The 19,842-nt window shown below is 45.2% G+C and carries 14 protein-coding genes and 1 tRNA gene; 12 read left to right on the forward strand and 3 right to left on the reverse strand.

Going from position 1 to position 19,842, the window contains the following annotated elements; translation table 11 throughout:
- Positions 1-193: 193 nt before the first annotated feature.
- Both MSMTP_RS14255 and MSMTP_RS18125 read left to right on the forward strand, forming a co-directional pair.
- Positions 194-1,858, forward strand: a complete 1,665-nt coding sequence (locus tag MSMTP_RS14255; RefSeq protein ID WP_048180712.1) for a methylamine methyltransferase corrinoid protein reductive activase — start codon at positions 194-196, stop codon at positions 1,856-1,858.
- A gap of 43 nt (positions 1,859-1,901) precedes the next feature.
- Positions 1,902-2,330, forward strand: a complete 429-nt coding sequence (locus MSMTP_RS18125) for a DUF6951 family protein (RefSeq protein ID WP_052718416.1) — start codon at positions 1,902-1,904, stop codon at positions 2,328-2,330.
- Between the two features lie 650 nt (positions 2,331-2,980).
- Here the strand turns inward: MSMTP_RS18125 and MSMTP_RS14265 are convergent.
- Positions 2,981-3,092: transfer RNA gene (locus tag MSMTP_RS14265), tRNA-Met, on the reverse strand.
- Positions 3,093-3,818: 726 nt separating this feature from the next.
- Between MSMTP_RS14265 and MSMTP_RS14270 the strand changes: the two genes are divergently transcribed.
- The 5 genes from MSMTP_RS14270 to MSMTP_RS19440 all read left to right on the forward strand — a co-directional run bounded on the left by MSMTP_RS14270 (position 3,819) and on the right by MSMTP_RS19440 (position 8,830).
- Complete coding sequence (locus MSMTP_RS14270) at positions 3,819-4,202, forward strand: molybdopterin dinucleotide binding domain-containing protein (protein WP_048180715.1); 384 nt, start codon at positions 3,819-3,821, stop codon at positions 4,200-4,202.
- Between the two features lie 70 nt (positions 4,203-4,272).
- Positions 4,273-5,577: a formylmethanofuran dehydrogenase subunit B gene (locus MSMTP_RS14275; RefSeq protein ID WP_048180718.1), complete on the forward strand. Its 1,305-nt coding sequence runs from the start codon at positions 4,273-4,275 to the stop codon at positions 5,575-5,577.
- The gene (locus tag MSMTP_RS14280; RefSeq protein WP_255350982.1) at positions 5,574-7,298 is read left to right on the forward strand and encodes a formylmethanofuran dehydrogenase subunit A; all 1,725 of its coding nucleotides are present in this window, start codon (positions 5,574-5,576) and stop codon (positions 7,296-7,298) included. Before MSMTP_RS14275 ends, MSMTP_RS14280 begins: the two co-directional genes overlap by 4 nt.
- Positions 7,299-8,057, forward strand: coding sequence for a formylmethanofuran dehydrogenase subunit C (locus MSMTP_RS14285; RefSeq protein ID WP_048180723.1), 759 nt, complete (start codon positions 7,299-7,301; stop codon positions 8,055-8,057).
- A gap of 608 nt (positions 8,058-8,665) precedes the next feature.
- Positions 8,666-8,830, forward strand: coding sequence for a hypothetical protein (locus MSMTP_RS19440; protein ID WP_156153848.1), 165 nt, complete (start codon positions 8,666-8,668; stop codon positions 8,828-8,830).
- A 17-nt stretch (positions 8,831-8,847) separates the two neighbouring features.
- Here MSMTP_RS19440 and MSMTP_RS14295 read toward each other — a convergent pair whose 3' ends face one another.
- Complete coding sequence (locus tag MSMTP_RS14295) at positions 8,848-9,429, reverse strand: hypothetical protein (RefSeq protein WP_048180727.1); 582 nt, start codon at positions 9,427-9,429, stop codon at positions 8,848-8,850.
- A gap of 147 nt (positions 9,430-9,576) precedes the next feature.
- Positions 9,577-11,613: an S-layer protein domain-containing protein gene (locus tag MSMTP_RS14300; RefSeq protein WP_048180730.1), complete on the reverse strand. Its 2,037-nt coding sequence runs from the start codon at positions 11,611-11,613 to the stop codon at positions 9,577-9,579.
- Positions 11,614-12,965: 1,352 nt separating this feature from the next.
- Between MSMTP_RS14300 and MSMTP_RS14305 the strand changes: the two genes are divergently transcribed.
- The 5 genes from MSMTP_RS14305 (at position 12,966) to MSMTP_RS14325 (ending at position 19,777) form a co-directional block, all read left to right on the forward strand.
- Complete coding sequence (locus tag MSMTP_RS14305; RefSeq protein WP_048180734.1) at positions 12,966-13,541, forward strand: hypothetical protein; 576 nt, start codon at positions 12,966-12,968, stop codon at positions 13,539-13,541.
- Between the two features lie 642 nt (positions 13,542-14,183).
- Positions 14,184-15,839 (forward strand): tRNA uridine(34) 5-carboxymethylaminomethyl modification radical SAM/GNAT enzyme Elp3, encoded by a 1,656-nt coding sequence (locus MSMTP_RS14310; protein WP_048180736.1) that lies wholly within the window; start codon positions 14,184-14,186, stop codon positions 15,837-15,839.
- A 1,199-nt stretch (positions 15,840-17,038) separates the two neighbouring features.
- A complete protein-coding gene (locus MSMTP_RS14315) occupies positions 17,039-17,434 on the forward strand; it encodes a DUF1699 family protein (RefSeq protein ID WP_048183701.1) in 396 nt (131 codons plus the stop codon).
- A gap of 346 nt (positions 17,435-17,780) precedes the next feature.
- Positions 17,781-19,061: an MFS transporter gene (locus MSMTP_RS14320; protein WP_197076095.1), complete on the forward strand. Its 1,281-nt coding sequence runs from the start codon at positions 17,781-17,783 to the stop codon at positions 19,059-19,061.
- Between the two features lie 227 nt (positions 19,062-19,288).
- Positions 19,289-19,777 carry a hypothetical protein gene (locus MSMTP_RS14325; RefSeq protein WP_048180740.1) on the forward strand — a complete coding sequence of 163 codons (489 nt, stop codon included), beginning with the start codon at positions 19,289-19,291 and terminating at the stop codon, positions 19,775-19,777.
- Positions 19,778-19,842: the final 65 nt, after the last annotated feature.

Genomic DNA, 19,842 nt, shown 5'->3' on the forward strand with positions numbered 1-19,842 from the left:
CAAGAGGCCCCGAATTATGTTATATATATTCAATCCCAAATTTTAGATTAAAAAGAATAATAATCAAACCAGCTAAAACAAGAAGTAGCGAATTTCACAGACTCCTTCAAAAAGGATTTTGGCAGCCTTAAAGCACACGGTTGTATTGTTTATTTTTTTCAATTATTTAATCGCTGCAAGCTGAGGTATAAAAATGTATGGGATTGCACTTGACCTGGGAACCAGCGGATTTCGAGCACAGCTTATAGATCTGAAGACAAAACAAGTATTAAGAACTGCGATGACGATGAGACACCCCCTTCCCGGGGGAAACGTCATCGACCACCTGGATTTCGCCCTTGAAGTCGGACAGGATATTGCACACGGCATCATTATGGATGCGGTAAAAAAGGTCATCGATACCCTGGACGTGGACCCTTCAAACATCGAAAAACTGGTGGTATGCGGAAACCCAATCCAGCTTTCCCTCTTCCAGAACTCGGAAATAAGGGACCTGGCCTATGCCGGCAAGAATATGCAAAGAAGGCTTGGGGTCGAAAATGTGGAAAGGGGAGCCAGGGTCTTCCCGGCATCCGAACTTTTCAAAGGCGTACTGGAAATGCCGAAATGTAAGGTCACAGTGCCCCCGGCAATTGCCCACGAAATAGGAGCCGATGCCCTGGCGATGATGATCGAAACCGACTTCCTGAACCAGAAAGAGGTTTCCATTGTTACCGACTACGGGACAAACGCAGAGATGGCAATAAAGGTAGGGGACCGGATCATCACGGGCAGTGCGGCGGCAGGGCCAGCCATTGAAGGGCAGGGGATCAGTTGCGGAATGATTGCAAGCCCCGGAGCGATCGCAGACGTGAACGTCGAAGGGGACTACTGGAGGCTTTCAGTCCTGGACAACAGCATGGAAAGCAAGCCAGGAAACCTTATAGACCCCGTCACCGGAGAAGTCATTGAAAAGGGAGAATATGAAGCTGTGGGGATTACCGGAACAGGAGTAATTGCCGTCATTGCCGTTGCCATAGAAACCGGCCTGATGGAACAGCCCCCCAAACTCCCCAACGGAAAGCTGGTCCTTGGAAAAGGCATTGAAATCTCGGAAGAAGACATCTCAGAAGCCGGAAAAGCCATCGGGGCAATCCGGGCAGCTCAGCTTACCCTTATGCTGGAAGCAGGGGTTTCTTTCGAAGACCTCGAAAACGTCTACATGTCCGGGGCCTCAGGGACTTACGTGGACTGCAGGAAAGCCAGGAAAATCGGGTCCTGCCCTGATTTCTCAAGGAAAGCCGTGCAGTTCGGGAACACTTCCATCGCCCTTGCAAGAGAAATTATTCTGGACGATTCCAGGCTCGATGAAGTCATTGCCCTTGCAAATAGCATTACGGCCGACCACCTGATGATGGCCACCAGCGAGACTTTCAAGAACATCTACACCTGCGAGCTTTCCTACTGGACCGAGGGCATGACCATGAAACTATACAAAAAGTTCATGAAAATGTACAAGTACCCTCCCTTCCCGGAACCGGTAGAAGACGCAGTGATGGAAAAGAGAGCTGCAAAAGATATCGAAGAAACGGGCGGCATACCTGTCCAGATAGTAGAGGAAATCGGGACCACCATCGAAGTCCCGGTAGACGGCTGTATCCTCTGCAAACGTTGTAATGAAGAATGTCCGGAAAATGCCCTTGTGACCATCGAGAAAAACGGAGTCAGGTTTGCAAGGTGCAGCACCCAGGACTGCCTGGGAACAAGCTGTAGACGCTGTGTCCGCGCCTGTCCGATGAAAGCAATCGATTTCAGGAACATCTCATCCCTGAGCGCAAAAGAGATTCAGAGAAACGATATTAGCGGGGAAGTCTACTGAAAGGCTAATCTCTGGAAAATAATAACATACCGGGGTTCGAAAAATGACAAAAATGAAAGTATCTTCCTACATCTGCGGTATAACCCATACAATAATGGGAAGGGTTGAAGGAGACAAAATCATCATCGAAATCGACACCCCCTGTGAAAAATTCAGGGATCTCTCCCACCTGGAATTCCCTCTTCAGGAAATGTACGAGACTCAGGACAAACTCGCCCTGGAGATGGCGAGAAAAACGGAATGCAACATGGAATGCGCCCTTGACTGCACCCAGGACTGTCTCATTCCTCCTGCGGTATTCAATATCTGCAGCATAGAAAAAGAACATGCAACCGCAACCCCTTTTGACAGCATAAGAGTTATAGGTTCGGAATTTGAAATTCCGGAATTTGAAAGCTCAGAATTTGAAAATCCTGAATTTGAAAGTCCTGAATTTGAAAGTCCTGAATTCGAAAACTCGGAATTTGAATGACAATACAAAAAGGGAAATTATTCACCGGATAAGGCAATTCTCCCTTTAATGCTCGGTGGAGATTTCCCTGGCATATACCTTTTAATTATTATAAATCCCAGTAAAAAAAGATTTCAAAAGGAAAATTTAAGGAAAAAATCTGAGGGAACCAATATTCCTCCCTTTTAAATTTGACTACTTACTCTCCTTTTAATGAATTCTTGACGCGGGATGCACCCATCCAAAAAAAAAGCATAAAGACAGAGAAAGAAACCAACAACAGAACATTTCTACCTATATTTCATCCAAACAGTTTTTCGAATAAGTTTTTACGTTACTTTTTTACATCACTTTTTTACATTAGCGTTTTTACACCAGATATTCAGGATTTCTTTTCCCTATAATTACCTGAAACCTTGAAACCCCATAATATTCCCAACTTCTGCCCTGGAAAACTTATTTGAGAAAAGCAAAATGCCCAAAAGAAAAGAATAACCCGGAAAAATTAGGAGATAAAAATTAAAATCTGTTAGAGTGACACAAATCTACCCCTTTCACAGTATCTTCCTTCGGAATACAGCCGATTTTGCCATTATTAACAAAAGCAAGGAAAATACTTACTAAAAACAAAAGTGAAGAAGTTGAAGCAGAAGAAAAATGAGAAATAAAAGTGCCCGGAGCGTGACTCGAACACGCGACCTCCAGATATCTCAGGAGATTAAAGACGCCTCATATTAAAGGTCCCTATGAGTCTGGCGCCCCAACCGACTAGGCTATCCGGGCTTGCAACACACAAATGTACGAAGGTATATTAAAGGGTAACGATTGAAAATGGAAAAAATATAGATATGGAGCAAATTTTTATAGACAGATGATGAAGGGAGAAAGGAGGAGGAAGGAAAAAGCGGACCTTGCTCTAGTCTTCGAGGGACTCCATCCGGAAAAGGGGAGCGTTATGTTAGAATTGACATAATATAGTAATATATAATACAACTGATAATTGGAATATGATTCATATAAGGTTTTAATATATAATAAAGAAGATAATTTTGTTGAGATCCGGACCGTTTTTTAAAAAAGGGAAGGGAAGCCGGATAAAAAACGATTTTAGCCGGGTTTTCGCTCACATCTTTCCCACACCTTCATTCGCGCAGGAGCAGTAAAGATATAAATAGCCATAAATATATATAAACGGCGAAATTATAATGAATGATCAATACATAAAAGTCGTATCAAAAAGGCTCACATCAAACGGGTCCGCATCAAAAGAAAACGACCTCGTGAGCCTATATCATTCATTCCAGAAGAAATCAAGTATTCATCAAATTTGCCGCATCCCGGAGACCGGTCAGAAGCATTCCGAAATCAAGCCCTGAAACCAACTTTCAGGATTCACATGCCTCGGAGGGATTCGGGCTGGCAGGTGTTGCTTCGGGAACATGCCATAGAATATTTGAATAAAATACCGCTCATAATATCCAAACCTTATACCCCAGATGAGGAATTTCCATGAAATTGAAAGCAAATCTCATATCCGGAAGAACCGCCGACCAGGGCGCACATCTGGAAGCAAAGACTTACAGGGGCTATTTTGATGCCTGTGCATACTGTGAACTGAACTCTGCAGACCTCGATAAACTGGGTGTTTCCGAAGGAGACAGCCTGAAGGTCACCACTGACTTTGGGGAAGTAGTGGTGTTTGCAAAGGCAAACGACGGAAATCCCGACGGTCTGGCCTTTATCCCCATGGGCCCCTGGGCAAACACAGTCCTGGACCCTGACACCCACGGTTGCGGAATGCCAGGGCTAAAAGGTGTCCCTGCAGAAATCGAAGCCACAGAAGAGAAGCCTCTGGACATGAAGTCCCTTATGAAACAGTACAGGGAAGATTAAACGCCACACAGGAAAGACTAATTTTCCAGCCAGAATCCGGAGACATCCAGAAAAACTTGGAGGAAAAAGTATGCCAGTAATAAAAGACGCAGTATGTTCCCTATGCGGGTCCCTCTGCGACGACATCACGGTTACTGTTGAAGATAACAAAATCACGAAAATCGAAAATGCCTGTATCCTCGGGCACAGCAAGTTTGTCGGCATGTTCGAACATGACAGGATCGAAAACCCGATGATCAGGAAAGACGGGGAACTGGTCCCCGTCCCCTACGAAGAAGCCATTGAAGCTGCCGCAAAGATCCTCGTAAATTCCAGGAGGACCCTTTCCTACGGCTGGTGCTCCACCTCCTGTGAAGCCATCGCCAAAGCCATCCAGCTTGCTGAGGAGACCGGATCTCTGATCGACTCTACCGCAAACGTCTGCCATGGCCCGTCAGCCCTTGCAGCTCAGGAGAAAGGATCTCCAGGAGCTTCCCTGGGAGTTATCAAGAACCGGGCTGACTTAATCGTTTTCTGGGGTTGCAACCCCGTACACGCCCACCCCAGGCACATGAGCCGCTATTCAAGCTTCTCAAAGGGTTTCTTCTCCACAAAAGGAAGAAAAGGCAGGAAAATGGTGGTTATCGACGTCAGGAAGACCGACACCGCAAAGCTTGCCGACAAATATGTGGAAATCGAACAGGGAAGCGACCTGCTCCTTATCACTGCACTCAGGTCCGCAGTTAACGGGCATGAAGACGTAATCCCCGAAACCGTCGCAGGCATTTCAAAAGAAGAAATCCTGGAACTTGCCGAGAACCTGAAAAACGCCCAGTTCTCCTGCATCTTCTTCGGCATGGGAGTCACACAGTCCCGCTCCAAGTACAAGAACGGAGATGGGGTCTCCTCCCTGATCTCAGACCTGAACCAGCACACCAAATCCGTCATGATCGGAATGCGCGGACACTACAACGTTACCGGTTTCGGACAGGTCGCAACCTGGGAGACCGGCTTCCCCATGGCAATTGACTTTGCAAGGGGCTTCCCCTATTATAACCCCGGAGAGACCGGAGCAAACGATGTCCTGGTGCGCGAAGAAGCGGATGCGGCAATAATCTCTGCCGCAGACCCCGGAGCACACTTCCCACAAAAAGCTGTCAGGCACCTGGCAAAAATCCCCGTTATCCAGATCGACCCGTACGCCAACCCAACAACCGAAATTGCCGATGTGGTGATTCCTGCGGCAGTTGTAGGGATTGAAGCTGAGGGGACAGCCTACAGGATGGACGCAATTCCTCTCCGCATGAAAAAACTTATTGATACGGAATTCAAGACCGACGAGCAAATCGCAAAAGACCTGATTGCAAAGGTCAGGGAACTCAAGGAAGGTGCATGAGAATGTCGGAAATCCTTATTAAAAACGCAAACGTTTGCGACCCTGCACAGGGCATTAACTGTGAAACCATGGACCTCTGCATAAGGGACGGCAAAATAGTTGAAAGCGTCTCGGAAAGCGCAAAGGTCATTGATGCCGCAGGCAGGCTCACCATGGCAGGGGGCTTTGACGGGCACACCCACAGCGCAGGGAAGATCAACGTAGGGCGCTTTATGAACCCTAACGATGCAAGGAGAACCCTGGTGCCGGGACTCTCAGGCCCAGAAGCAATGACCGAAAAGACAAGGGCACAGGTCGGGTACAACACACCCAATACCTATGCAATCGGGTACAGGTACGCAAAACTCGGGTACACAACCATCTGTGAAGCCGCAATCCCGATGCTTGCCGCAAGGCACACCCACGAGGAATTCAAAGAAATCCCCATCCTGGACAAAATGGGGCTCTCTCTTTTCGGGAGCAACTGGCAGGTAATGGAGTACATCCGGGACAAGGAACCGGAAAAGCTGGCAGCCTATGTGGCCTGGGGCCTGAAAGCCTCCAGGGGCTATGGGGTAAAGATCGTAAACGCAGGCGGAGGAGAAGCCTGGGGCTGGGGTAAGAACGTAAGCGGACTTTATGACCCTGTCCCGAACTTCGACGTAACCCCTGCAGAGATCCTGATGGGGCTTGCCGAAGCAAATGAGAAACTGCAGCTCCCCCACTCCGTGCATGTGCACTGCAACAACCTGGGAAAGCCCGGCAACTATGAGACCACCATCGAGACCATGAAAATGTTCGAGAAGGTGAAGCCAGTCGTGGACAGGCAGGCCCTCCACGTAACCCATGTCCAGTTCAACGCTTACGCCGGGACCTCCTGGCGGGACTTCGAGACGGGAGCCCCGATGGTCGCAGACTACCTGAACGGTGCGAACCACCTGACTTTCGACCTTGGACAGGTCATTTTCGGCCCTGCAGTAACCATGACTGCCGACGGCCCTGTGGAGTATGCAAACTCCCGGATGCTGCACGAAAAGTGGAGCAATCAGGATATCGAGCTGGAAGATGCTTCGGGTGTTGTGCCCCTTTCATATTCCCCCAAGAGCTTCATAAACGCAGTTCAGTGGGCAATAGGGATCGAACTGGCCCTGCTCGTAGAAGACCCCTGGAAGATCATGTTCACCACTGACAGCCCGAACGGCGGCTCCTTCGTGAACTACCCTGAAGCTTTCACCTACCTGATGAGCGCAAAGAAGAGGGAGCAGGTCATCTCCGGCTTCGGCAAGATGGCACTGGACAGAATGGTGCTCCCCGGACTCGACAGGGAACTGAGTTTCTATGAACTTGCGATTATGACCAGGAGCATGCAGTCGAAGATGTACAGCAGGCCTGAGAAAGGAAACCTCAAGGTAGGTTCCGATGCAGACGTTGCCATCTATGACATCATCACCAGCGACATTGACCCCTCCGTTGAGCACGAGAAGGTCAAGCAGGCCTTTAGCGGCGCTGCATACACCCTGAAAGATGGAAAGGTCGTCGTCAAGGATGGAAAAATCGAAGCCACCCCGATGGGCAGGACCTATTGGGTGAATGCAAAAGTTCCGGCAGATATCGACAGTGCCATGAATAAGGACACTGATATCAAGTTCAAGAAGTACTACACCGTGAGCAAGTCCAACTACATGGTGGAGGACTCATACCTGCCAAATCCGGTAGAAATCAGCACGGAGGGGGAGTTCTAAATGCAGGTCGTAAAGTTTTCCCTGAAAAAAGCCAACAAGATCCCTATCGAAGCCGACACGGTAACCCCGGACAACTTCGCAGGCAAGACAAAGGAAGAAATCGAAGCCATTCTCGTCTGGTACGGAAACGGGCAGTGTCCGCTCGGAGACTTCTTTACGGTTGAAGTTGAGGGCAGTGACTCCGCAGAAAACACAAAAATCGTGTTTGAAGGAGACGTCTCCCGGGTCAAGAGAATCGGACAGGGCATGAGCACCGGAGAAATCGAAATCAACGGCAACGTGGACATGCACTGCGGGTTCGGCATGAAAGGCGGGAAAATCGTCATAAATGGCGACGCTGACAGCTGGCTCGGCTGCGAGATGAAAGGCGGAGAGATAATCCTCAACGGAAGCGCAGCCTACTATGTAGGATCCGGCTACCGTGGAGAAGCCTGCGGCATGCGCGGAGGAAAGATCACCATCAACGGGAACGCAAGGGACTACCTCGGCGAGCACATGTGCGGCGGAGAAATCCTCGTGACCGGAAACGTCGGCCTCCTTCCCGCAGTCTCAAACAACGGTGGCACAATCGTCATCGAAGGAAACGCCACCATGCCCGCAAGCGAGATGAAGAACGGGACCGTAATCATCAAAGGCAAAATCTCGGATATGCTTCCCTCCTACAAGGAAGACGGAACCGAGGAAGTTGAAGGCATAACCTACCGCAAGTTCGTTGGCGATGTCAACGCAGGCGGAAAAGGAATGCTACTGGTAAAGTGAGTAAGCCGGAAAGTTGGTAAGTGAGTAAATCAGAAAGTGAATTAATCAGAGTAACCTGATTGAAAACAAAACTCACAGCAAAGATGTATTCAGAAAAGTGCGTTTCTAACGTCCTTTTCTTTATTACATTTCTTTTGTACTTTTTTTATGTTTTTGGTATTTTTTTATATGATTTTGTACTTTGTCACATTTTCTTGACTCAGTTCCAAAATCCAGTGATTGATGTAAACTAAAAAATCACTGGATTTTGAAATTTGTTGTGGTCCTTTGAACACGGCCTCTTGATTGAAGTCTTTAGATGCCGAATATTGAGTTTGATTGAAGAACGAATTCTTCCTGCAAATTCATTGTTCCAATCAAAAAATGCAAAAATCACTAGATTTTGGACCAGAGTCATTTTCTTTCTGCATTGAATAAATTACACTTACTCAACTTCTTTTTGAATAGTTCCAGTTCATGATAATGTTGCAGTTTCTTCACACCTTCTACTCAAGTCCGAATTATTCAGTTAATCATTTTATGAAAGATTCTCCATACATGTGATTCAAATTAGGCTGAAAAAGATGGAATTTTCGCTCAAGTTTTTCGATATTTGACATATAAAAAAAATGAGTCTGGAAAATAAAAAAGAAAAAAAGGCGAGAAAAAGCAATAAAAAAAGAATCAGGAAAAAAACTCAAAAAAAGAAAAATGAGTCTGAAAAGGTAGTAAAAAGAAAAAGTGAGAAAGGATTTAAGCCCCATTCTCGAAAAAGAAGGGATCAATATCCGTAAACTCACTCAATAATTACTCAATATCCCGTAGCTTCTGCCAGTTCCTTAACCAGCGAAGCATCATCGGTGTTCCCATAGACAACGAACACGTAGTTTTCATGCTGCCAGATGTAGGAGTATCTGGGAACCTGTTCCCCACCTATTGTGGAGTACTCGGTAATTTTTGTCGCGAAATGCCCGTTAAAGGACTCTTCAACGAACCGAGAGCCGGTCCTCAACGATGAGAAGGAAGATTTGTATTCGAAGATAAGCTCCTCTGCGGCAGTACTGTCTTCAAATTCGAGAACATCTACATAAAAATCATTCCCGTCGGAATATTTGTACATGCCTTCGGAACCACCAAGGACTCCCGAAACATTGTCGGCTTCATAATCCTGTTTAATGTCCTCAGCAGAGAGCGGAAGGGATGCGAGATATTCAAAACCTGCGGGAGCGGGGTCAATTGCGCTCATATCAGCAGTGCCCATATCCACGCTGACATTTGCTTCCGAGGTATTCGTATCTGTCCCATTGACTGCTGGGTCATTACCATCCACACAGCCTGAAAAAGCCATCATCAAAACCGCAAGTACAGATAATAAAACCATACTTTTTTTCATAATTTCACCTTGATCCTTAATCGGAATATAGAATCCTATGGATGAGGTCAATTTAAAAGAAGCGCCTGAATTTAAGGGTATCTAAGAAAAAGCAATGAAAAAAAGGTAAAAGAAAGAAGGGTTAGGAAAACCCTTCATTCAGAAGATTTAGTTGTTCCTCCTAACGAGGTAGACTACTGCAAGAAGTCCGACAAGTCCGAAGGCGAATCCGAATCCAGGTGAGGGTTCTTCTTCTTCTTCAGCAGGTTCTTCTTCAACAGGTTCTTCGTCAACAGGTTCTTCGTCAACAACAGGTTCTTCGTCAACAGTTACGTTGTCGTCAACAGGTGTTTCGTCAACAACAGGTTCTTCGTCAACAGGTTCTTCGTCATCAGCGTCTTCTTCAGCGCCTTCGATGGTTACCTCAACGAATGGGTAGAACCTGACAAACTTTTCTGTGTTGTCAGCCATCTTGAAGAACATGCCTTCAGCGATTTCTTCGTCGTCATCCTTGTTCAGGGTGATAGAGTCATCGTTGGAAAGCTCGAGGGTCTTGCCCTTGAGGGTGACTTCAAGTTCGCCGAATTCATCGTCATTCTCAATGGTGAAAGCGTTCTCGTAGTCAATGAGCCAGAGACCTTCGATCTGAGCGATACTGTCGACTGCGCCCTGGAAGACCTGGTTCACGTGCATCCTCATGACAACTACATCGTCTTCATCCTCAACGTCATCAAGGTCAACGACCCAGTCGCCGGTTTCGCCTGCGACAACGGAGATGATTTCGTCATCAATGAATTCGCCGTCCTTGGTGAACTCAAGCCAGACCTTGTCACCTTCGACATCGACCTGCTTGGCTTCAAGGGCATAGCCCTCACCGAGGTCGAGGATTTCGCCGGTTCTCAGGGTGTACTTCTCGTCATCGTCGAGGACCAGCTTTGCAAGCTTGTCAGCGCTGACGGGGTCAATTGCAACAAATTCCTCTGCAAAGAAGCCGAGTACAGGGTACTCCTTGGTTGCAACGTCATCGTCACTGGCAGTGAAGCCGGGAGCGAATTCGAAGTCAACCATTTCGATGGTGGTGGTGTAGACAAGCTGGTTGTCACCGATTTCCACGGTGTCGGTTCCGGTGGAAGAGAGAATCTTAAGCTCCTCGGTACCTACATCGTCATCAATGTCGTAGTAGAAGCCAGCAAAGGTGGAAGAGTTCCATTCCCAGGTGCTGACGCTATTGTTGTTGTCAACGACGCTACCTCTGATCTCATAGGTGCCGGGTTCGGTGAATTCCTTGAATACATAGAACCTGAATTCGTCGTCAGGAGTGTCAGCGATAAGGAAGGACATGCCTTCAGCGATCTCTTCGGTGTCATCCTTGTTAAGGGTGATATCGTCGGTGCTCTCAAGGTTGAGAGTGTCTCCAGTGATAGTTACTTCGAGCTCTCCAAATTCATCGTCAGACTCGATGGTCATTGCGTTCTCGAAGTCAATGAGCCAGAGACCTTCGATCTGGGCAATGCTGTCAACAGCTCCCTGGAAGACCTGGTTCACGTGCATTCTCATGACAATTACATCGTCTTCATCCTCGATGTCGTCAAGGTCAACGACCCAGTCACCGGTGTCGTCTGCGGTTGCGACGGAAATGATTTCGTCGTCAATGAATTCGCCGTCCTTGGTGAACTCGAGCCAGACTTTCTCACCGTCAACATCGACCTGCTTGGCTTCAAGGGCATAGCCCTCACCGAGGTCGAGGATTTCGCCGGTTCTCAGGGTGTACTTCTCGTCGTCATCCATGACCAGCTTGGCGAGCTTGTCTGCTTTGTTTTCATCCAGTGGGATGAAAGCCTCTGCAAAGAAGCCGAGTACAGGGAACTGGGTGGTTGCATCGTCTTCGTCACTGGCAGTGAAGCCAGGAGCATATTCGAAATCGACAAATGTGATCGTGGTGTTGTAGACAAGGTCACCTTCAGGGATTGTGTCGCTGTCATCAGCGGATAAAACCGAGAGGGTTTCTGTCTGGGTACCTTCGTCAAGGTCATAGTAGAATGCTGCAAATGAGTTAGCATCCATAGTAACAGGAACAATATCTGTAAGATTTGTTCCGTTGTACACTGGACCGCGGATCTCAACGGAATCTGCTGCACTTGCGCAAGATGCGAATACAGCTAAGACCATGAGGGCAGCCAGTGTTACTGCTGCAAATCTCTTCATTTGTTGTTTCCTCCGTATTTATTAAAATATACTGTATGTAAGAAGAAGTGTTGGGATTTAACATTTTAAGGGTTTCATCAGTCTTCACCAAATTAGACGGATAGGAATTCGTCGATTGACGAAGAGGAGTCGTTACCCTCCTTATCCCTTCAAATTGGATTACAAGTGTTCTATAAAACAATTGCATTATTAAATCTTTTGTGGTCAATATATGAGAAATTAAACAGGAAAAGCGCAAAACAACGATACAAATGACGGTAAATGTCGAAAGGAACGAAATAGAATAATCTCAGGAGGTAAACATACAGATTAAATTCGAAATACTTATAAAATACTATTGAAAAAAGGTTGTGTGCTTGAGGGGAGTAGAGCAAAAGAATTTGAGGATATACTTGTTTTTAAAATTTGTAAGCTGTGAAGACCTTATGCTGTTAAGGTCTTATGCTGTTAAGGTCTTATGCTGTAAAGTTCTCATGCTGTGAAGGGGCAAAACCTGAACTGAAGAAGATGGGCCTGCGGGGATAAATTAGGAGCTGCAGAGTACACTCCATAATTACACCGGGAACGGCACACTGGATATTAGAGTATCCGGAAGATCAAGGGCATGCCCATACGTAATTACAGTATGCCGCCTATGAGTGTGCTTCTTTGTGTATTATGTCTGTATCATATCTGTATTATGTCTGTATTATTACTGCATTATTCTGAATATTCCTTGACAGGTCAGGTCCGAACTATCGAGATGCGGTAGAAATAACCGGCGAAATATACGGAATACAACCTGAAATCAAAGCATACTGAATTTGGATTTTATAGCATAAATTGAAAAAAAGAAAAACGATAAGAGAAAAAAACCGAATTCAGATTATAAAAACAAAAAATGTTTTAAATGCAATTATTTACACAGTTTGGAACTGGAAGTATTGTCGTTAAAATTTCGGAAATTGTCGAATTAATGCGGTTATATGGGAGTTCAGAGAAAATATTATAGAAATGAATAAATGAATAAGTTGATGAACTTGAGGTAAGATGAGAGAAAAAATATAATATATTCGTAATAATAAAATCATGAGAACTGTAGTATAACACAATGCATCCAGATGCAGTAACCGAAAGTTTCAGTAACCGAAAGGTGCAGCAACCTAATGTTAATATATTCAAAAATTATATTAATAGCATATATCGAATACCTCTATTTAGAATGCCGTTATTGAATACCTCTATTGAATACCTCTATTGAATACCTCTATTGAATACCTCTATTGAATACCGTTATCGTATACCTCTATTGAATACCGTTATCGTATACCTCTGAATCCATAACCAAGTTAAAAAAACAAGGGGACCTAGATATGGAAAATAAAGAGATCATAGAAGATGTCCAGTGCAAAATAAAAGCCATTAAAGGTGTAGAGGACACATATATTGTTACGGAGAAGGACAGGGATAAAATTCTCGCACTTGAAAAGGAAGCCGAAGGAGCAGTCCTGATGGGCCTCGGGATAGGAGACAACCGGGGAATAAAGGAGGTCTTCAATCGCCAGGTAATCATCGCTTTCACAACTAACATGGACTATGTCTGGCCGGAAGGGTCCAACGTTGTGCTCATGCAGTACGGGGAAAAGGTCGGAGAAGACATTTACGACCCCGAAAAGCTTGAAGAATGCAAAAAATGTAAAGATATGATGGTAATGGGGAATCTTGTGCTCTACAGAAATGCAGTCCCCAAACCAAAAGAGGCAAAGAAAGAACCCCTCACCGTGGTCCTCCCTCCCCAGAAATGCCCGGAGGTCGAGTGTGCCTGCGGTGTGACCGATGTTGTACTCGGATCGCCTTCCACACCCACGGATGAATACATAAGAGAGCAGATGAACCTGCAGACAGGAAAAGGACAGGGCACATTCATAATAGGGTTCAACTTCTGTTAAACATCCAGGTATTAACAGCAGATTTGCAGAACACACAATATTGAGTACATAATTGGATTTATTTACACATTTACGGGGTACTGCCTTCATCCGGAAGGACAATACCCTGGCTTTTTTGGAAAACGGTAGGGCTGTTTGCGGCATATACAAGAATTGGCTAGCAACCACTCATATTAGCAGCCAGCAACTTTTATTAGCGGTCAGCAAAATCTTAAGTCAACAGAATATTAAGCCAGGAACCTGAATAAATGGCATTAAAGTACTATAGTCAAAAACCCAAATTCCTTCACCAATCTCAATTGAAAGTTTAACCACAGAAAGCACGGAAAACACGGAATAAAGGAAATAGGGGCACAATACGCCCGTGTTTTCCGTGTTTTCCGTATCTTCCGTGGTTAGTAAGTGTAAATATTTACTTTCGAGACTTAAATAGTGGAATCAGAATCACCGATAACTCCTAAATAAATGCTTCAAAATGACTTTTCTAATTAATCCATGAAGAGTAATTCCTCAAAAGTAAGATGTAAAAAAATAGGGGAAAGGTAATGGAAAAAAGACCCACTTTCCCTACTCATATGAAGGTACCCCTGAAACGGCAATTACCGAAAAAGGAGTGAACCGGGAATCCCGGAGACCGGAAAGATGATATCTGAAACGAAAAAGAATGATTTTAACAGAGCCTGTCGGGAAGTCCTTGAGATGGTGCTGGCAGGCAGGATTAAAGACGAAGAGCAGCTGAATAGGGCAAAAAAAGACGTCAGCAAACGTTACCATCTGGCAAGCCTGCCCCGGAACGGGGATATTATAGTGCAGGGCACGCCGGAAGAGCAGGCCGTGACAAAGGAATTTTTAAGGCGGAAACCTGTAAGGACCATCTCAGGGGTTGCGGTGATTGCAGTGATGACTTCCCCCGCCCCCTGCCCGCACGGAGTCTGCCTGCCCTGCCCGGGGGGTCCGAATTCCGTATTTAAGTCACCCCAGAGTTATATGGGCAAAGAACCCGCCGCCATGAGAGCGATACGGCATGGGTTTGACCCTTACATGCAGGTACATTCCAGGCTTGCCCAGCTTAAGGAAATCGGGCACGACGTGGAGAAAGTAGAACTAATCGTAATGGGAGGCACGTTTTCGGCACGCAGCCTCGACTACCAGGAATGGTTCACAAAACGCTGCCTGGAAGCCATGAACGATTTTATGGGAACGGAATGGAGAGAGAAAGCAGCTGCCATCGGAACGGCTGTCCCTTACATCCCGCTCGAGGAAGTACAAAAGGCAAATGAAACTGCGGCAATCCGGAACGTGGGCATTACCTTTGAAACCCGCCCGGACTGGACAAAGGAAGAGCATGTGGATGAGTTCCTGAGGCTTGGAGGGACGAAAGTTGAGATAGGCGTCCAGAGCGTATACGATTTCGTGTTAACCCGTATGCAACGCGGGCACGGCGTTGCGGAGATCGTAGAGGCAAACCGAATTTTGAGAGACAGTGCCTTCAAGGTCGGCTTCCACATGATGCCGCACCTGCCGGGGATGGATACGGAGCGAGACCTGAAAGGGTTTAAAAGGCTCTTTGAAGACCCGCGCTTCATGCCCGACTACCTGAAGATCTATCCCACCCTTGTAACAGAGGGAACGCCTCTTTACAGGCTCTGGGAAGCCGGGGAATATGAGGCGCTTTCCGACGAGGAGGCCATGGAACTGATTGCAGACATAAAAGCAGTCCTCCCGAAATGGGTAAGGCTCCAGCGCATCCAGCGCGACATCCCCGCTCAACAGATATTTGCAGGGGTCCGGAAGAGCAACATCCGGCAGCTTGCAGAAGAACGGCTGAAAGAAAAGGGTGGAAAATGCCGCTGCATCCGCTGCAGAGAAGTCGGGCACAACATCCTGAAAGGAAAGCAGGTACATGAGAAAGACATAGAACTTACAGTGGAAACCTATGAAGCCTGCGGAGGCAAGGAGCACTTCATAGCTTTCGAAGACCTGACAGCTGACGTCCTGATAGGTTTTACTCGCCTGCGTTTCCCTGCGGCACCCCATCGCTCGGAACTGGAAAATGCTGCCCTGATCAGGGAACTGCACGTCTACGGCTCAATGGTGCCCGTGGGAAAAGGGGCAAAAGGGGCCGACTGGCAGCACAGGGGATACGGAAAAGAGCTCCTCGAACATGCAGAGGAAATCGCATATAACGCCGGATACCGTAAACTGTCCATCATAAGCGGGATAGGAGCCAGGGAATATTACAGGAAATTCGGATATGCCCTTGAAGGCAGGTATATGTCGAAAAATCTTAAAATCTGAAACAGTACGGAGGAATCCGGCCCCTGTGCCTTTACTTCACAAACTTTAGGGGATTCCACCCCCATATTTTCAATATATAGTTTATTGACTGGAATACATTTTTCTTTTTTCTGCTGCAAAATCCTACCAAAAAATTTATTAAGTAATTTTTATAACTATAAATTGTTATTTAGTTTGTGGAAAGATGAAAAAGTCTCAGGAATAAAAAGAATTTCATTCCAAAGATTCAAAGGATTAAAAAACCAACACCTGTTGAAGGGATAAATCAGAGAAATGAGGAGAAATGCCTCTCCACTTACTGAAAAAAATTTCAAATATATAAGATTTATCAAAAATAATTGATGTAAAAATATAAATAGTACTTTGCAAATAAAGTAAGCCAACATATCAACAATATTACAAAAATAGAGAAAAAATCTGCGCCAGTGTACAATGCTGGTTACTGCGGGCATACCAACCTGAGTAACAATCTGAAAAACGATCTTAAAAAGCCCTCGAAACCCGAGTAAAGTTGCTGAAAGCTCCAGAAATGATAGAAGAAGCCCTCATTTGTGGAACAAAAGCGTCAGAAAGAACACGAAGCAGCTTTACCAGAAACAATTCTTAAACACGAGAGAATTCCCCGTCCCACAAAATCATAACTGCTTTCTTTAATAGAAAGCAGTACAGAAAAATCTTAAATAGTATGATATGATATGGTAGACGTACTTTCACAAATCATATAAAATAATTATGAAGTTTATGGGAATTCCCGTATAAAAAAACTAGAAGTCTGGTCCGGAAAAGACCACAAATCTCAGGAAACGAGACGTGAAAATGCGGACTCGAGAATTGGGCACTCCGGTTTAGGACTTTACAATCTCTCAAAAACAGAAGTAAAAAATGGGTAAGAGGTCTCGGAACTTCAAAACCTGAAAACCCGGAACAGGCCTATGAAACCCCAAAATTAAAAACAAATCTAAAAAGGATATTAAAACCCATAATGTCCTTAAAAACCTAAAAACTCCCAAAATAAAAAGAAAGAGCTATTAAACCCTTAAAACCCTTATAGCTCAAAAAACATTAAAAAATCCAAAAATCCCTAAAACCCAATAAATCCCTAAAATCCCTAAAACCCAATAAATCCCTAAAATCCCTAAAACCCAAAAAAATTGAATAAACCCAAAAAACAGGAAATCCTGGAAAGAACGGTGATAAAAATGAAGATTAGAGTTGTAAGTTCAAAAGAAGAAATTGACACCTTAAAAAACGATGAAGAAATTGTCCACCTCGCATTCAGACCGTCCAACAAGGACATTTTCAAACTTATCATGAAATGTCCTGAAATAAAAGCGATCCACATCCCCAGCTCTTACAAGAGAACAATCTCCAGCTCTGCACAGATGTACCTCTCAATGCAGGGAATTTCGTTACTCGAAGGCGATGTATGGGGCCACAGGAAGGACATCAACGAATACTCCGAAGTTTCCCAGCACGTCTTTGACCGCATCGGCGAGCTCAAGGAAGAAGGCCTTTCCGACGAAGAGACCATTGAGAGGCTTGTCAGGGAAACCAGGCTCAGCCCGGACTTCGTAACCTTCATCATGTCAAACTGAATGAAAGGTTAGAATTAAATTCCGAAATTAAAAATAAAGCCGGTCATTCCTGATCGGCATCTTATTTCTCTTTTTAAACGGAACTTTAGAAATTTTATATAATATTGCGTTCAAATTTTGTGTTCAAATTTTGTGTTTAAATTTTGCATTCAAACGGATTTTTTAAAGACATAACCATAAAGGTATTTTAACATCTCGTTTGGATTTACATGCAATTTAAGGCCCCGATTTCAAAAGTTTGCATGTCCGGTCTGAAGTCGGAACCGAAATATTTAGAATTGGCATAGTTATCGATGATGCCCGAGGGGTCCATTACGGGAAAATTTCTACTGGAGTTTGCCTGCCCATGAATATGGAAGAAATTAAGAAAAATCCAATGTACAATTACCTCCTTCTCCTTGCACTTTTCTCGGCAATAGGGCTTCAGGGTTGGCGAACCATTTTTAATAATTTTGCAGTTGATGTGGTTGGAATCAATGGTTATCAGGTAGGAGTAATCCAGTCGGTCCGGGAGATTCCCGGCTTTTTGACTTTTCTTGTAATATACGTACTTCTTGTGATAAAGGAGCACAGGTTATCGGCTATTTCGGTGTCCTGCCTGGGAGTGGGAATTTTTCTAACAGGCATCTTTCCTTCGTACTATGGGCTCATATTCACGACATTCGTGATGTCCGTCGGATTCCATTATTTTGAGACTACCAGCAACTCCCTTTCGCTTCAATATTTTACAATGAATGAGGCCCCACTGGTCATGGGGAAACTAAGAAGTTACAAGGCTGTCGCAAACATCACTGTCGGAGCAGCCATCTGGTTACTCGCAAACCAGCTCGGGATTAAAGAGAACCTCATGCTTCTTGGGCTCCTCGTGATTGCAGGAGGAGTCTACGCATCCTCCATAAATCCTGCAAAAAAAGCCACAACTCCCCAGGAAAAGAAAATAGTGCTCAAACGCAGGTACTGGTTATTTTACGTACTTAATTTTCTGAGCGGGGCGAGAAGACAGATCTTCGTAGTATTTGCCATTTTTATGCTGGTTACAAAATACGGTTTTGAGGTACAGGATATCACGGTCCTTTTTATCATAAACAACATCATAACTTACCTGCTGACCCCATACATAGGGAAAGGGATAAACCTGCTTGGAGAAAGGAAAATGCTCTCGATTGAGTACTCCTCCATGGTTATTATCTTCCTCGGCTATGCCTTTATTGAAAACCGGGGGGTCATATCATTACTGTATGTCCTTGACAATATCTTCTTCCATTTCGCAATGGGAATCAATACATATTTCCAGAAGACCGCCGCACCGAAAGACATAGCCCCCTCGATGGCTGTTGGTTTCACCATTAACCACATTTCCGCAGTCGTGATCCCCGTCTTCGGGGGGATGCTCTGGATGCTAAACTGGAAAATTCCCTTTATCATCGGCGCAGTACTGAGCGTGACGTCCCTTCTTTTCGTACAGATGATAAAGACAGAATCTACAGAAGAAAATGAAACATATAATAGAGTGACTGATAAAGCAAGCAATAAAGAAAACGATAAAGCGGATGACAAAGGCAGGAAACTCCCTCATGATGACACGGGCATACAGGAAACGGATACCCAGAGTATAAGTAACTCCTAAATAAGTATCCTCTGGATAAGTAACTCCTGAATAAGTAGCCCCTGGATAAGTAGCCCCTGGATAAGTAACTCCTAAATAAGTAACTCCTAAATAAGTAGCCTCTGGATAAGTAACTCCTGAATAAATAGCCCCTGAATAAGTAGCCTCTGGATAAGTAACTCCTGAATAAATAGCCCCTGAATAAGTAAAATCTAAGTAGGATAGTACAAAACAAAAAAGGGAATTTTATGACAGAGTTCGAACGCGTACTTGTACATTCATTTAATACTTTTATCGAAGAGAAAGGCATAAGAGCCATTTCTTACCGGCTTAAGCAGCACAGGTTCACCTCTCAGTTTCTGGACGTACTTGTAGATTCCCTTAACCCGGATTATTACCTGGGGATAGAATGCAAGAGTATCTCCGTGGAGAAGGGAGCAAACGCCCTCTACTTTTCTCAACATTTTACAGTGGATAAAAATGGGGCCCACCAGATCCAGAGGATCTCCGACTACCTGAACAAATCCGGAAGACGGGGATACCTTGCAGTAGAACTACGCTTCGGGGCAGGGAAAGGCAGGAAAGCCTACATGATCCCCTGGGAAGAGTTGAAAAAGCGTTTCCTGGCGAAAGAACTCAAACTCACTGTCCGGGAAATCCAGGAGTTCCCGGAAATAAAAAGAGAGGGGAAAAAATACCGAATCGAACCCCTGGAATGGGAGAGGAAAGAGACCTGAAAGGCCTCACTAAAAAGAGGACTAAAACCCTTCAGAAAAATGCAGAGGAAAAATAGCAAAGAGAG

Origin of the sequence: Methanosarcina sp. MTP4, from assembly GCF_000970045.1 — an archaeon.
Classification (GTDB): domain Archaea; phylum Halobacteriota; class Methanosarcinia; order Methanosarcinales; family Methanosarcinaceae; genus MTP4.